Source organism: Streptantibioticus silvisoli (genome assembly GCF_027947535.2).
GTDB classification, from domain to species: domain Bacteria; phylum Actinomycetota; class Actinomycetes; order Streptomycetales; family Streptomycetaceae; genus Streptantibioticus_C; species Streptantibioticus_C silvisoli.
Window position 1 is genome coordinate 49,685 of record NZ_JAAGKO020000027.1, and the last position, 13,765, is coordinate 63,449.

Consider the following 13,765-nt stretch of genomic DNA (forward strand, 5'->3'; position numbering starts at 1 on the left):
CCGGTTCTTCCGGGGGAGGCCCCCTTGTTCTCCGGACGCCGCCTGTGGCGCGCGCCGGTTCGCGGTGGCTGGCATCAGGTGTGCCATCCGAGCAGAGAGTGAGATCCGCGTGTACGCAGTTGTGCGCAGCGGTGGCCGTCAGCACAAGGTCGCTGTCGGTGACATCGTTGAGGTTGACAAGCTTCCCGCCAACAAGGTGGGCGACACGGTCGAGCTCTCGACCCTGCTCGTCGTCGATGGCGAAGCCGTCACCAGCGACCCGTGGGTCCTGGCCGGCGTCAAGGTCGAGGCCGAGGTCGTCGACCACCACAAGGGTGCCAAGATCGACATCCTGCGGTACAAGAACAAGACCGGTTACCGGCGCCGCCAGGGCCACCGTCAGCAGTACACGGCCCTGAAGATCACCGGTATCCCGACGGCTGCGAAGTAAGGGACTGACAGATGGCACACAAGAAGGGCGCATCGTCCACCCGGAACGGTCGCGACTCCAATGCCCAGATGCTCGGCGTCAAGCGTTTCGGCGGCCAGGCCGTCAACGCCGGTGAGATCCTCGTCCGCCAGCGCGGCACCCACTTCCACCCGGGTGTCAACGTCGGCCGCGGCAAGGACGACACCCTGTTCGCCCTGTCCGCCGGCGCGGTGGAGTTCGGCACCCGTCGCGGCCGCAAGGTCGTGAACATCGTCCCGGCCACCGTCTGACGGCTCGTCGCGACACCACGCACCACCCGAGGGCGGACGCCGCATCCCGTTGATCACGGGAAGCGGGTCCGCCCTCGGTACGTTCACCACCTCGCACCGTCAGAACGCCCTAGGAGGCACCCGTCATGACCACCTTCGTGGACCGCGTCGAGCTGCACGTCGCCGCGGGTAACGGGGGCCACGGCTGCGCCTCCGTCCATCGGGAGAAGTTCAAGCCGCTCGGCGGCCCGGACGGCGGCAACGGCGGTCGTGGCGGTGACGTGATCCTGGTCGTGGAGACCGCGATCACCACGCTGCTCGACTACCACCACTCGCCGCACCGCAAGGCCACCAACGGCAAGCCCGGTGAGGGCGGCAACCGGTCCGGCGCCGAGGGCCGCGACCTGGTGCTGCCGGTACCGGACGGCACCGTCGTGCTCGACTCCGAGGGCAACGTGCTGGCCGACCTGGTCGGCCACGGCACCGCCTACATCGCCGCCCAGGGCGGCCGCGGCGGCCTGGGCAACGCGGCGCTGTCCTCCGCCCGCCGCAAGGCCCCCGGCTTCGCGCTGCTGGGCGAGCCGGGCACCTCCGGTGACGTGGTCCTGGAGCTGAAGACGGTCGCCGACGTGGCGCTGGTGGGCTACCCGAGCGCCGGCAAGTCCTCGCTCATCTCGGTGCTGTCGGCCGCCAAGCCGAAGATCGCCGACTACCCGTTCACCACCTTGGTGCCCAACCTCGGCGTGGTCACCGCCGGCTCCACCGTCTACACCATCGCCGACGTCCCCGGGCTGATCCCGGGCGCCAGCGAGGGCAAGGGCCTGGGCCTGGAGTTCCTGCGGCACGTCGAGCGCTGCTCGGTGCTGGTGCACGTGCTGGACACCGCGACCCTGGAGTCCGACCGCGACCCGGTCTCCGACCTGGACGTCATCGAGGCCGAGCTCGCCGCGTACGGCGGCCTGGGGGACCGGCCGCGCCTGGTGGTGCTCAACAAGGTCGACATCCCCGACGGCCAGGAGCTCGCCGACCTGATCCGCCCCGACCTGGAGGCCCGCGGCTACCAGGTCCTCGAAGTGTCCGCGGTCTCCCGCCAGGGCCTGCGCGAGCTGTCGTTCGCGCTGGCCGGCATCGTGGGCGCGGCCCGCGCCGCCAAGCCGGCCGAGGAGGCCACCCGGATCGTCATCCGCCCGAAGGCGGTCGACGACGCCGGCTTCACCATCACCCGTGAGGATGACCTCTACCGGGTGCGCGGCGAGAAGCCGGAGCGCTGGGTGCGGCAGACCGACTTCGCCAACGACGAGGCCGTCGGCTACCTCGCCGACCGGCTCGCCCGGCTCGGCGTGGAGGAGAAGCTGGTCAAGGCCGGCGCCCGGGCCGGCGACGAGGTCGTCATCGGTCCCGAGGACGACGCCGTGGTCTTCGACTGGGAGCCGTCGCTGGCGGCCGGCGCCGAGATGTTGGGCCGGCGTGGCGAGGACCACCGCTTCGACGCCCCCCGCCCGGCCGCCCAGCGCCGCCGGGAGCGCGACGCCGAGCGGGACGACGCGCAGCGCGAGTACGACGAGTTCAACCCGTTCTGATCCGCCCCCCGGGCCGCCCGCCGCCCGCGTCCCGCCCCTCGGGACGCGGCGGCGCGGCCCGGCCGGCCCGGCGTAGATTTGCCGGGCATGGGCACGGAAGCCGGAAAACGGCGTGAGGTTGGCGGGGTACCAGGCGTGGCGGGCGGTTACCAGGACGGCGTCGACGGTCGAAGCACCTCGGACGGCACGGGCGGGGCGACCGGCGCCGGCGGTCTGCGCGAGGACGTCACCGGGGCCCGGCGGATCGTCGTCAAGGTCGGCTCCTCCTCGCTGACCACCGCGCTCGGCGGCCTCGACGCCGACCGGGTGGACGCGCTGGTCGACGTGCTGGCCAAGGCCGGCGGCATCGGCCGCGAGCCGAGCCTGGCCCGGGAGATCGTGCTGGTCTCCTCCGGCGCCATCGCGGCCGGCCTGGCACCGCTGGGCCTGTCGCGCCGCCCGCGCGACCTGGCCCGCCAGCAGGCCGCCGCCAGCGTCGGGCAGGGCCTGCTGGTCGCCCGCTACACCGCCTCGTTCGCCCGGTACGGCGTGCGCGTCGGCCAGGTGCTGCTGACCAGCGACGACATCTCCCGCCGCACGCACTACCGCAACGCGTTCCGCACCCTGGACAAACTGCTGGCCATGGGCGCGCTGCCGATCGTCAACGAGAACGACACGGTGGCCACCGACGAGATCCGGTTCGGCGACAACGACCGGCTGGCCGCGCTCGTCGCCCACCTGGTCCACGCCGACCTGCTGGTGCTGCTCTCCGACGTCGACGGCCTCTACGACGGTGACCCGCGCCGCCCCGGCGCCCGCCGGATCGCCGAGGTGGCCGGCCCGGCCGACCTCGAAGGCGTCGAGACCGGCAGCGCCGGGCGGGCCGGGGTGGGCACCGGGGGCATGGTGACCAAGGTCGAGGCGGCCGGGATCGCGGCGGCGGCCGGCATCCCGGTGGTGCTGACCTCCGCGGTGCACGCCGCCGACGCGCTGGCCGGCCGGCCCACCGGCACGCTGTTCCGCCGCACCGGCAAGCGCTCCGCCGACCGGCTGCTGTGGCTGGCGCACGCCTCCACCCCGCGCGGCGCGCTGCGGCTGGACGCCGGCGCGGTGCGGGCGGTCGTCGAGCGGCGCACCTCGCTGCTGCCGGCCGGGCTGACCGGCGTCGAGGGCCGGTTCACGGCCGGCGACCCGGTGGACCTGCTGGACGAGCGGGGCAACGCCGTCGCCCGCGGCCTGGTCAACTACGACGCCGCCGAGCTTCCCCGGCTGCTGGGCCGTTCCACCCGCGACCTCGCCGCCGAACTGGGCCCGGCCTACGAGCGGGAGGTCGTGCACCGCGACGACCTCGTCGTCCTGCGCTGACCGGGGTCGCCCGCACGGGGTGGTCGCACGGGAGCGGACGCGGGGGCGCGAGGGGGCGTTCGCACCGGTGATCCGGGGTCTTCTTGCCGAAAACGGCCCCGTGGTCGGCTCCGGGCTGGTCCACTGTGAACGGGGGACCGCGCGGTGCGCGGTGTCGGCCAGGAACCGCCGCACGTACAGGAGGCCGCCGTGGGACGAGGGCGCCCGGGAACCCCGCCGTGGACGGCGGGCCCCTCCCAGCCCCGCGGGGCCGAGCGCACGCTGGCCAGCGTCGGTGACCTGCCCGGGGACCGCCCGGGCCCCGGCCCGGCCCGCCCGGCGGCCGTGCGCGCCGCCGACCGGCCGGCGGAGCGGCTGTGGCACGTCACGCTCAGCCTGTCCGGCGACGAGGCGCCGCTGCCCGAGGTCAGGCGGGCGCTGGAGCAGCTGGCGCACGACCACCCGTTCCTGCTGACCAGCCGGTACGCGGCCGACCACGCCGAGATCCGCTACTGGGAACAGGCCCGCGACCTGCACGACGCGGCCGCCATCGCACTGCGCCTGTGGGGCGAGCACAAGGCCACCGCCCGGCTGCCGCCGTGGGAGATCGTCGGCCTGGAGGTCATCGACCGCGCCACCTGGCACCAGCGGGTCGCCGAGGGCTACGGCCCCCCGCCCGCCACACCGGTGGGTGTGCACCCGTACTGACGAACACGGGGGCCACTCGTCCTGACGAGCGCGGCGGGTGCGTATTCGTGTTGACGAACGCGGTGGGTGTGCACTCGTCCTGACGAACGTGGTGGGTGCGTACCCGTGTTGACGAACGCAGTGGGTGTGCACTCGTCCTGAGGAACGGGGTAGGGGCCACCCGTGCTGACGAGCGCGGTGGGCGTCCACCCGTACTGACGAACGCCGCCGTGCTCCCGGTGACCGGCCCGCGCCGGCCCGTGCCGGGGACAGCGCGGCGCGGCGGGCCGTGCGGTGTCCCGCATGCCGGAACACCCGCCGGGGGCGGTCCGCGGGGTCAGTACCCTTCGACCATGACCACCAGCGCATCCTCCGACGTCCTGGACACCGCCCGCCGTGCGAAGGCGGCCGCCGCCGAACTCGCGCCGCAGCCGTCCGGCGTGCGGGACGCGGCGCTGCTCGCCATCGCCGACGCCCTGCGGGCCCGCACCGGCGAGATCCTCACGGCCAACGCCGCCGACGTCGCACGGGCCCGCGACAACGGCACCGGCGAGGCCATGATCGACCGCCTCACCCTGACGGCGGAACGGGTGGCCGCCATCGCCGCCGACGTGGCCCACGTGGTGACGCTGCCCGACCCGGTCGGCGAGGTGCTGCGTGGCTCCACGCTGGCCAACGGCCTGGAGATCCGGCAGATCCGGGTGCCGCTCGGTGTGGTCGGCATCATCTACGAGGCCCGCCCCAACGTCACCGTGGACGCCGCCGCGCTGTGCCTGAAATCGGGCAACGCGGTCCTGCTGCGCGGCTCCGGTTCGGCGTACGCGTCGAACACCGCGCTGGTCGGCGTGGTGCGCGACGCGATCGGCACCGCCGGCCTGCCCGCCGACGCGGTCCAGCTGGTGCCGGGCGAGAGCCGCGACTCCGTCAAGGAGCTGATGCGCGCCCGCGGCCTGGTCGACGTCCTCATCCCGCGCGGCGGCGCCTCGCTGATCCGCACGGTCGTGGAGGAGTCGACCGTCCCGGTGATCGAGACCGGCACCGGCAACTGCCACGTCTACGTCGACGAGCACGCCGACCTCGACATGGCGCTGCGCGTGCTGGTCAACGCCAAGGCATCCCGGGTCAGCGTCTGCAACTCGGCGGAGACCGTGCTGGTGCACGCCGCGGTGGCCGGCGCCTTCCTGCCCCGCGCGCTGTCCGCGCTGGCCGGCGCCGGGGTGACCGTGCACGGCGACGCGGCCTGGCAGGCGGCCGGTGACGCGGTGCTGCCGGCCACCGACGAGGACTGGGCCGCGGAGTACCTCTCGCTCGACATCGCCGCCGCCGTGGTGCCCGACCTGGACGCCGCGGTGGCCCACATCCGCCGCTGGTCCTCCGGCCACACCGAGGCCATCGTCACCCGCGACCAGGCCGCCGCCCGCCGCTTCGTCGCCCAGGTGGACGCCGCCGCCGTCATGGTGAACGCCTCCACCCGGTTCACCGACGGCGCCGAGTTCGGCTTCGGCGCCGAGATCGGCATCTCCACCCAGAAACTGCACGCCCGCGGCCCGATGGGGCTGCCCGAGCTGACGTCCACCAAGTACGTCGTCACGGGCGACGGCCACATCCGCTGACGTCCTCGGGGGCGGTTGGTGGTGCGGCCGGTTGCCGGTGGGGTGGCCGGTCATGCGGTCGGCGGGGAGACCGGTGGGGTGGCCGGTGGGGCTGCCGGTGATGCGGTCGGCGGGGCTGCCGGTGATGCGGTCGGCGGGGCTGCCGGTGATGCGGTCGGTGGGGCGGTCGGTGGGGTGATTCGTAACATTGTCGTCCTGTGGTATTTACCCGGCGTCCCCTGCCCATGACGGCGGTCGCGGGCTTACGCTGGTTCCGTGCCCGAGGATGATGGCGGTAAGCCGTTCCCGGAACGAGACGACCACGGCGCGGACGAGGAGTTCGCATCCGTGGTCTTCGACGAGGCGTTCGTCAAGGCGGCGTCCTTCCACGAGCCCAGTGCGCGCGAGCGCCTGCTGGCGCTCACCCAGGCCCGTGCGGCGGCCGAGGCGGCCCGGCTGCGGGTCGGCGGCGCCGACGAGGAGCCGCACGCGGTGGCCGGCGGCTACGACGGCGACCTCGGCCTCTACGGCGGCCACTACCGGCTGCGCCGCCCCTACGGCGCCACCGACCGCTGGCACCGCAGCGTCGCCTGGCTGCTGGCGCTCATCATGGGCCTCGGCGTGGTCGCGCTGACCTTCGCCGCCGTCTACCGCGGCGCCTCCTCCTCCCGCCAGCCGGCCCCCGCCCCGCCGCCCGCCACCGGCAGCGCCGGCGTCTCCCGCCCCCCGGCGGTCGTCGGCACCGCGGACCGCCGCTGAGGTGATTCCCGGCCCCGGATCGGGCCGGGACCGGCGCGTTCCTTTGACGTTCCGTCAGAAATTGTTTGCCGTCGTGGCGTTCACCCGGGTGCCCGCCGACCTACTCTTGTCGTATGAGCGGGTACGGAGGCCCTCCCGGGGGGACGCCGATGGGTGTCCCGGGAGGCGGGGATGACGACTACCGCTCCATCGTGTTCGACGAGTCGTTCGTCCGGGCCGCCCGCATACGCGAGTACTCCGCCGACGAACGCCTGGACGACGGCGGCCGGGCGGTCTCCCCCCGGCACGCCTGGGACCCGTTCTCCCGGCACCGCCAGGCGTTCGCCCTGGTCCTGCTGATGGCGCTGGCCTTCGGCACCGCGATCTTCCTCGGCATCCGCCACCCCTACCGGCCGGTGGCCGTGCCCGCCAGCGGACCGCTGCGGGTCAGCCTGGTCGCCCTCACCCCGTCCGGACCGGTCCCGGCCGCCGAGGACGACCAGCTCTACGCGCAGTCCGGCGCCGGACGCTGGGCGGTCGGCGCGGCCGGCATCACGCTGCCGCGCGCCCACGCGGTCGGCCGCTACTCCGCCGACCAGGTCCTCGTCGCGCTGGACATCGCCAAGCGCTACCTGACCGCCTCCTCGCTGGACACCGCCGAACTCACCGACGGTGACCTCAACGAGGTGGAGGACCTGCTGGCGCCGGGCGAGCTGGACCAGTTCAAGCGCAGCCTCACCAGCCCCGCCGACGACGGGCGGCACGCCGCCACGGGCTGGCTGGTGCGCTTCGACCTGCCCCACGTCGTGCTCGCCGACGACCGCATACGGGTGCGCGGCACCGTCTCGGTGACCGGCGGCACCCGCGACCTGGAAGTCCTCACCGACCACACGATGGTCTACACCGTGCGCCCGGCCGGCGACCTGACCCGGCCGCCGTCGCTGTTCACCGTCCGGCGCGAACTGCGGATGTCCTTCACCCGCGAAGACCTGCTGACCGGCCGGGTCGAGGTCGACCAGGCCGCCGTCGAGGCCGGACCGCTGGCCTGCGGCACCCGGCTCGCGGCGTCCTTCGAACCGCTGATGGCCGGCCAGAGCGCGCCGCCGCCCGCCGGTACCGACCCCTACCGCCGCACCACGGCCGTCGCCGCCGCCTGCCACCCGATGGCCACGCCGCCCACCCCGGCCCCCACCGCCACCCAGCCCGCCCCGCACGGCACCACCGGCCGCCACCACTGATCGCGGCGCGATGGCGCGGCGGTGCGGCAGCGGGGCGGTGCGATAGCGGCGGGTGCGGTAGCAGCGGCGGGTGCGGTGGCGGGGGTGAGGCGGTGCGCGGCGCGGACCCGGGGGAGTGCGCGGCGGTGAAGGCCCGGTGCGCGGAGCGGTGGTGGGTGCGGCGCGGACCCGCGCGCCGGTGAAGGCCCGGTGCGCGGCGCGGTGCCGGGCGGGCGGTGGTGGCCGGCGACGGTGCCGCCGGCCTACTCCGGTTGCGGGCCGCCGTCCTGGCCGCCGGAGGCGTCCGTGCCGTCGGCACCCGCCGGGCGCGACCCGTTGCCGGCGAACTTGTCGCGCAGCTTGCCGCCGAGGTCGCCGGCGCCGCTGGAGATGTCGCGGATCAGACCCATCAGCGGGTCCTTGCTGCTCTTGACCTGCTCGCCGTAGTGCCCGGCCGACTCACGGAAGGCGTCCCGCACCGAGGCGTCCTTGTCCTCCTCGCGGCGCGGGTAGTGGCCGTCCATGATCCGCTGGAAGTCGCGCCCCTCGGACCAGCGCTTCAGCTCCGCCGCCCGCACGGTGGTGAACGGGTGGCTGCGCGGCAGCACGTTGAGGATCTTCAGCACCGAGTCGCGCAGGTCGCCGCCCGCCTCGTACTCCTCCGCCTGCTGCAAGAACGCGTCGACGTTCATCTCGTGCAGGTGGTTGCCGCCGGCCAGCTTCATCAGGCCGCGCATCGAGGCCTGCGCGTCCTGACCGACCAGCAGGCCTGCCCGGTCCGCCGACAGCTCCGACTTGCGGAACCACTCGCGCAGCGCGGTGACGATCGCGGTGACCGCCACCGTGCCCAGCGGGATCCAGGCGACCTTGACCGCCAGATTCGTCAGGAAGAGCAGGACCGTGCGGTACACCGCGTGACCGGACAGCGCGTGGCCCACCTCGTGGCCGACGACCGCCCGCATCTCCTCCTCGTCGAGCATCTCCACCAGCCCGGTGGTGACCACGATGATCGGCTCGTCGAGACCGACGCACATCGCGTTCGGCTTCGGGTCCTGCGTGACGTACATCGGCGGGACCTTCTCCAGGTCCAGGATGTAGCAGGCGTCGCGGATCATCGCGTGCAGGTGCGGGAACTGCAACTCCCCGACCCGCACCGAGTCCGACAGGAACAGCAGCCGCATCGAGCGCTCGGGCAGCAGTGAGCTGAGCGCCTTGAAGACGGTGTCGAAACCGGTCAGCTTGCGCAGCGCCACCAGCGCCGAACGGTCCGCCGGATGCTCGTAGGCCCGCGAGGAGATCGCGGGGAACCGCCTGCGGTTGCGTCCGGGCAGCCCGCCCTCCGGCTCACCTGAACCGCTCGTGTCGTTCGGCACGGACATGGGTCCTCCCCCTGCGTCGCCGACGCGTTCCCGCCCCTTCGGCCCCCACCTTAGGGCCCGCCACCGACAGGTCTAGTCTGGTCGGTATGCACACCCCCGCATCGCTCCACCCGGCGACGCTGCTCGCCGTGGCCTCCGACTCGGCAGGGCCCGGCTGGCTGCTGCGTACCGTGATCGTGGTCTCCGTCCTGGGCGCCGCGTTCCTCGCGTGGTTCCTTCTGCGCGGCTACGGCAACAACGACTGAGGTCCGACGGAAAGATCCGCTGAGGTCTGACGGACGGTTACGACCGGCTTCCTGGTAGACGTGTACACGTACTGCGTACACACCAAGGACGTGCGGAACCCGCGCAGGGTTCCAACCCGCCCGGGCCTTACCATGTGGCACGATTTCCCAGCTGACGACTTCTCCGACCGCAAGGGGTCCCGCAGACCATGACACATATCGCCGCAGCCGTGGCTCCGCTCGCCGAGGGCGGCAACCACCCGAGCCTGAGCCCGTTCCTCACCGGTGGATCGGCCCTGTTCATCCTGCTGCTCCTGCTGTGGATCACCAGCCGCTTCAACCGGGACCGCTGACCGCCCCTCGGCGCGCTCCCGACGGACGCGAAGTAGGGTGTGGCCGGATGGGAGACCGGCAGCGTCCGTACGCCCCTCCGCGATCGGTCAGATCAGGGACGGAGGGGCCGGACCGGTGAAGAAACGACTCGGCGTGATGGGCGGGACCTTCGATCCCGTCCACCATGGCCACCTGGTGGCAGCCAGCGAGGTCGCGACCAAGTTCCACCTGGACGAAGTGGTGTTCGTACCCACCGGCCAGCCGTGGCAGAAGGAGACCCAGCAGGTCTCCGCGGCCGAGGACCGCTACCTGATGACGGTCATCGCGACCGCCTCCAACCCGCAGTTCTCGGTCAGCCGCATCGACATCGACCGCGGCGGCCGCACCTACACCCTCGACACGCTGCGGGACCTGCGTGCCGAATACGGCGACGTGGACCTGTTCTTCATCACCGGCGCCGACGCGCTCGCCCAGATCTTCTCCTGGCGCGACGCCCGCGAGCTGTTCTCCATGGCGCATTTCATCGGAGTGACCCGCCCGGGGCACACTCTGACCGACCCGGGCATCCCCGACGGCGGCGTGTCGCTGGTCGAGGTCCCGGCCCTGGCCATCTCCTCCACCGCCTGCCGCAAGCGGGTCGCCCGCGGCGAACCCGTCTGGTACCTGGTGCCGGACGGCGTGGTCCGGTACATCGACAAGCGCAAGCTGTACCTGGACGCCGGATAGGGTCGTACATCCACACGACCGGCCCGGAACCGCCCGGCGCCAAGTCATCGATCGGGAGGGCGCTGGTGAGCGAGCAGGAGCGATACGGCCAGGAGCCTGAGGAGGCCCGGGAGCCCTACGCCCCCTACCCGCCCGGATACCCCGCGCAGGACCCCCGCGGCGCCGCGGATCCCCGGCAGGGCCAGGCCTACGACCCGTACGCCGGCGCGCCGCAGCAGGGGTACGACGGCACGCCGCAGCAGGGCTACGACACGGGTACGCATCAGGTCTACGACCCCGCGTACTACCAGCAGGGCTACCCGCAGCAGCCCTACCCCGCCCAGCCCGGCCACGACCGGCAGGCGGGCGGCTACGACCCGTCCGGCGGCTACGGCGGCCAGGCCGGCTGGACGCAGCAGCAGACCGGCTACCAGGACCCGGCCGCCCACCAGGGGCAGCCCGGTGCCCAGCAGGACGTGTACGGCGGCCGGCAGACCGGTTACCAGGACCCCGCGGCCCACCAGACCCACCACAACCAGCAGGGCGCCCCCGCCGCGTCGCAGACGCGGACGCAGGGCCACATCCCGCCGCAGCGCGACCCGTACCCGCAGACCGGCCACTCCGACGCCGGACCGTACCCCGGCAACGCCCACCACACCGGTGCGGACAGCGGTACCACCGCCGAACAGGACGTGTACGGCGGTCAGGACGCATACGGCGGTCAGGACGTGTACGGCGGCCCGGGCGGCGGCTACCCGGACGCCCACGGCGCCGCCGGCCCCGACGGTGTACCGCACGCCGCGGCCGGCGAGGACGGCGAGCAGCACGCCGAGGAGTTCGCATTCGTCGAGGAGGAGGACGAGCAGGCCGAGGACGTCATCGACTGGCTGAAGTTCTCCGAGTCGCGTACCGAACGCCGTGACGAACGCAAACGACGCGGCCGCAGCCGCACCCTCGCGCTGGCCCTCGTCGTGGTGCTGGCGGTGGCCGGCGGCGGCACCTACGCCTGGAAGGCCGGCCTGATCCCCGGCCTCGGCGCGGGCGCCGCCACCCCGCTGGCCGCGCAGAAACGCGACGTCATCGTCGTCCACCTGCGCGAGGTCGACAGCAACGACTCCTCGACGATCCTGCTGGTCCGCAACGAGACCACCGGCCGCGGCAGCACCGTACTGCTGCCCAACTCCCTGACGGTCAGCACCGACGACGGCGCGATGACGCTCGGCAAGTCCGTGGTCTCCGAGGGCGCCGGACCCACCCGCGACGGCCTCGACACCCTGCTCGGCGCCAACATCCAGGGCACCTGGCGGCTCGACACCCCGTTCCTCGAAGTGCTCGTCGACGCCCTCGGCGGCATCGAGATGACCCCGGACGCCACCGTCACCCAGGCCGGCAAACCGGTCGTCACCGGCGGCAAGGACCAGAGCCTCAACGGCAAGGCCGCCGTGGCCTACGCCACCTACCGCGCCCCCGGCGAGACCGCCGCCGCCCAGCTGACCCGGTTCGGCCAGGTCATGCGGGCGGTCCTCATGCAGGTCCCCAGCAGCGGCACCGCCGCCACCAAGATCATCGACCAGGTCGGCTCGGTCCCCGACCCCTCCCTGTCCGACGGCCAGCTCGGCGCGACCCTCGCCGCGCTGTCGGACCTGGTGAAGTCCGGGCACTACGCCACCACCGGCCTGCCCGTCGAGACCAACGGCACCCTCAGCCAGCAGGCCACCGACACCGTCGTGAAGCAGATCCTCGGCGGCACGGTGAAGAACACCGACACCAGCGGCATCCCCACCGTCTCCGTCCGGGACGCCACCACCGGCTCCAAGGCGGCCGCCGCGGCACAGGTCCAGGTCATCGACGCCGGCGACACCTACATCGACGGCGGCCGGCAGACACCGCGCGCCACCTCCCAGGTCCTCTACGGCACCGCCAAGCAGAAGAGCGCCGCCCAGCAGCTCGGCAAGACCCTCGGCCTGCCCGCCTCCGACGTCGTGCGCGGCACCGGCGCCGCCAACGCCGACCTCACCGTGGTCCTCGGCGCCGACTACCACCTGCCCGCCGACACCCCGCAGGCCTGACCCGCCCCGGAAAACCCGGGGCGGCGGGCTCGGTGCGGCATGAGACCCTGGTGGGGTATTCGTCGCCGACCGGAAAGCCTCCTTGTGACCGCCACGGACCGCTCCATCGAGCTGATCAAGGCCGCCGCCCAAGCGGCCGCCGACAAGCTCGCGCACGACATCATCGCGTACGACGTCAGCGACGTGCTGTCGATCACCGACGCCTTCCTGATCGCCTCCGCGCCCAACGACCGCCAGGTCAAGGCCATCATCGACGAGATCGAGGACCGGCTGCGCGACGAGCTCGACGTCAAGCCGGTGCGCCGCGAGGGCGAGCGCGAAGGCCGCTGGGTGCTGCTCGACTACGTCGACATCGTCGTCCACGTCCAGCACGCCGAGGAGCGGGTCTTCTACGCCCTGGAGCGGCTGTGGAAGGACTGCCCCGAGCTGCCGCTGCCCGACGACGCGCTCGCCACCCGCGGCAAGGCCGCCGAGCACGCCGCCGCGCACGGAGTGGAGGACGGCGCCACCCAGGACGGAGCCTTCAGCTGACCCCCGCCGCCGGCGCGGCGCCCACCAGGGGCCGCCGCGTCGTGCTGTGGCGGCACGGCCGGACCGAGTGGAACGTGGCGGGCCGCTTCCAGGGCAGCACCGACGTCCCGCTCAACGACACCGGTCTCGCCCAGGCCCGCCGCGCCGCCCGGCTGCTCGCCGCGCTGCGCCCGGACGCGGTCATCGCCTCCGACCTGAGCCGGGCCGTGCGCACCGCCGCCGAACTCACCGCCGTCACCGGCCTTCAGCCACGGCTCTACGAGGCCCTGCGGGAGACCTCGGCGGGCGTGTGGGAGGGGTTGACCACCCCGGAGATCATCGAGCGCCACGGCGAGGACTACGCGGCCTGGAAGCGCGGTGAGCCGGTCCGGCGCGGCGGCGGTGAGCTGGAGACGGAGGTCGCCGACCGCACTGTCCCCGTGGTCCTGACCGAGGCCGACAAGCTCCCCGACGGCGGCACGCTCGTCGTCGTCAGCCACGGCGGCGCGATCCGCGTCACCATCGGCCGGCTGCTCGGGCTGCCCGCGCCCACCTGGGAGGCGCTCGGCGGCCTGTCCAACTGCTGCTGGTCCGTCCTGGGCGAGGAGGCCCGCGGCTGGCGCCTGCTGGAGCACAACACCGGCACCCTCCCGGAGCCGGTCCTCAGCGCCGGCGACTGACCCGTCGCCCGCCGGCGGATTTCGTCTCCGGGCGGCGCACACGCTAAGCT

At 73.5% G+C, this 13,765-nt stretch carries 15 protein-coding genes; 14 read left to right on the forward strand and 1 reads right to left on the reverse strand.

The features are described 5' to 3' along the window. Positions 1-109 precede the first annotated feature (109 nt). From rplU to POF43_RS19035, 8 genes are all read left to right on the forward strand, one after another. Positions 110-430, forward strand: a complete 321-nt coding sequence (gene rplU, locus POF43_RS19000) for a 50S ribosomal protein L21 (protein ID WP_271315316.1) — start codon at positions 110-112, stop codon at positions 428-430. 11 nt (positions 431-441) lie between these two features. After that, on the forward strand, positions 442-699 hold the full coding sequence (rpmA, locus tag POF43_RS19005; protein WP_271315315.1) for a 50S ribosomal protein L27: 258 nt from the start codon (positions 442-444) through the stop codon (positions 697-699). Between the two features lie 125 nt (positions 700-824). Beyond that, positions 825-2,258 (forward strand): GTPase ObgE, encoded by a 1,434-nt coding sequence (gene obgE / locus POF43_RS19010; RefSeq protein WP_271315314.1) that lies wholly within the window; start codon positions 825-827, stop codon positions 2,256-2,258. A gap of 87 nt (positions 2,259-2,345) precedes the next feature. Continuing rightward, positions 2,346-3,602 carry a glutamate 5-kinase gene (gene proB / locus POF43_RS19015; protein ID WP_282704657.1) on the forward strand — a complete coding sequence of 419 codons (1,257 nt, stop codon included), beginning with the start codon at positions 2,346-2,348 and terminating at the stop codon, positions 3,600-3,602. A 189-nt stretch (positions 3,603-3,791) separates the two neighbouring features. Beyond that, positions 3,792-4,289, forward strand: a complete 498-nt coding sequence (locus POF43_RS19020; protein ID WP_271315313.1) for a DUF8830 family protein — start codon at positions 3,792-3,794, stop codon at positions 4,287-4,289. Positions 4,290-4,621: 332 nt separating this feature from the next. Beyond that, positions 4,622-5,881, forward strand: coding sequence for a glutamate-5-semialdehyde dehydrogenase (locus POF43_RS19025; RefSeq protein WP_271325470.1), 1,260 nt, complete (start codon positions 4,622-4,624; stop codon positions 5,879-5,881). 255 nt (positions 5,882-6,136) lie between these two features. Then, positions 6,137-6,619, forward strand: coding sequence for an SCO2584 family spore wall biosynthesis protein (locus POF43_RS19030; RefSeq protein ID WP_282699045.1), 483 nt, complete (start codon positions 6,137-6,139; stop codon positions 6,617-6,619). A 113-nt stretch (positions 6,620-6,732) separates the two neighbouring features. Next, positions 6,733-7,836, forward strand: a complete 1,104-nt coding sequence (locus POF43_RS19035) for an SCO2583 family membrane protein (protein WP_443732105.1) — start codon at positions 6,733-6,735, stop codon at positions 7,834-7,836. Between the two features lie 242 nt (positions 7,837-8,078). Here POF43_RS19035 and POF43_RS19040 read toward each other — a convergent pair whose 3' ends face one another. Then, positions 8,079-9,194, reverse strand: coding sequence for a M48 family metallopeptidase (locus tag POF43_RS19040; RefSeq protein WP_271314957.1), 1,116 nt, complete (start codon positions 9,192-9,194; stop codon positions 8,079-8,081). Between the two features lie 86 nt (positions 9,195-9,280). Here POF43_RS19040 and POF43_RS19045 point away from each other — a divergent pair, with 86 nt between their 5' ends. From POF43_RS19045 to POF43_RS19070, 6 genes are all read left to right on the forward strand, one after another. Beyond that, positions 9,281-9,439: a hypothetical protein gene (locus POF43_RS19045; protein WP_271314956.1), complete on the forward strand. Its 159-nt coding sequence runs from the start codon at positions 9,281-9,283 to the stop codon at positions 9,437-9,439. Positions 9,440-9,627: 188 nt separating this feature from the next. Further along, positions 9,628-9,771: a hypothetical protein gene (locus POF43_RS19050; RefSeq protein ID WP_271323789.1), complete on the forward strand. Its 144-nt coding sequence runs from the start codon at positions 9,628-9,630 to the stop codon at positions 9,769-9,771. A gap of 136 nt (positions 9,772-9,907) precedes the next feature. Then, entirely contained in the window at positions 9,908-10,477 is a 570-nt protein-coding gene (gene nadD, locus POF43_RS19055) for a nicotinate-nucleotide adenylyltransferase (RefSeq protein ID WP_372516071.1), read from the forward strand. Positions 10,478-10,542: 65 nt separating this feature from the next. Then, the gene (locus POF43_RS34905) at positions 10,543-12,525 is read left to right on the forward strand and encodes a LytR C-terminal domain-containing protein (RefSeq protein ID WP_271323788.1); all 1,983 of its coding nucleotides are present in this window, start codon (positions 10,543-10,545) and stop codon (positions 12,523-12,525) included. A gap of 84 nt (positions 12,526-12,609) precedes the next feature. After that, a complete protein-coding gene (rsfS, locus tag POF43_RS19065; protein ID WP_271314953.1) occupies positions 12,610-13,056 on the forward strand; it encodes a ribosome silencing factor in 447 nt (148 codons plus the stop codon). 41 nt (positions 13,057-13,097) lie between these two features. After that, on the forward strand, positions 13,098-13,715 hold the full coding sequence (locus POF43_RS19070) for a histidine phosphatase family protein (protein ID WP_271314952.1): 618 nt from the start codon (positions 13,098-13,100) through the stop codon (positions 13,713-13,715). Positions 13,716-13,765 lie beyond the last annotated feature (50 nt).

Excerpts from the sequence above, each read along its gene's own strand:
- nadD (WP_372516071.1), top strand. The coding sequence starts at position 9,908 with ATGGGCGGGACCTTCGATCCCGTCCACCATGGCCACCTGGTGGCAGCC.
- POF43_RS19035 (WP_443732105.1), top strand. The coding sequence starts at position 6,733 with ATGAGCGGGTACGGAGGCCCTCCCGGGGGGACGCCGATGGGTGTCCCG.
- POF43_RS19040 (WP_271314957.1), bottom strand. The coding sequence starts at position 9,194 with ATGTCCGTGCCGAACGACACGAGCGGTTCAGGTGAGCCGGAGGGCGGG.
- POF43_RS19050 (WP_271323789.1), top strand. The coding sequence starts at position 9,628 with ATGACACATATCGCCGCAGCCGTGGCTCCGCTCGCCGAGGGCGGCAAC.
- POF43_RS19025 (WP_271325470.1), top strand. The coding sequence starts at position 4,622 with ATGACCACCAGCGCATCCTCCGACGTCCTGGACACCGCCCGCCGTGCG.
- proB (WP_282704657.1), top strand. The coding sequence starts at position 2,346 with ATGGGCACGGAAGCCGGAAAACGGCGTGAGGTTGGCGGGGTACCAGGC.
- POF43_RS19045 (WP_271314956.1), top strand. The coding sequence starts at position 9,281 with ATGCACACCCCCGCATCGCTCCACCCGGCGACGCTGCTCGCCGTGGCC.
- obgE (WP_271315314.1), top strand. The coding sequence starts at position 825 with ATGACCACCTTCGTGGACCGCGTCGAGCTGCACGTCGCCGCGGGTAAC.
- rpmA (WP_271315315.1), top strand. The coding sequence starts at position 442 with ATGGCACACAAGAAGGGCGCATCGTCCACCCGGAACGGTCGCGACTCC.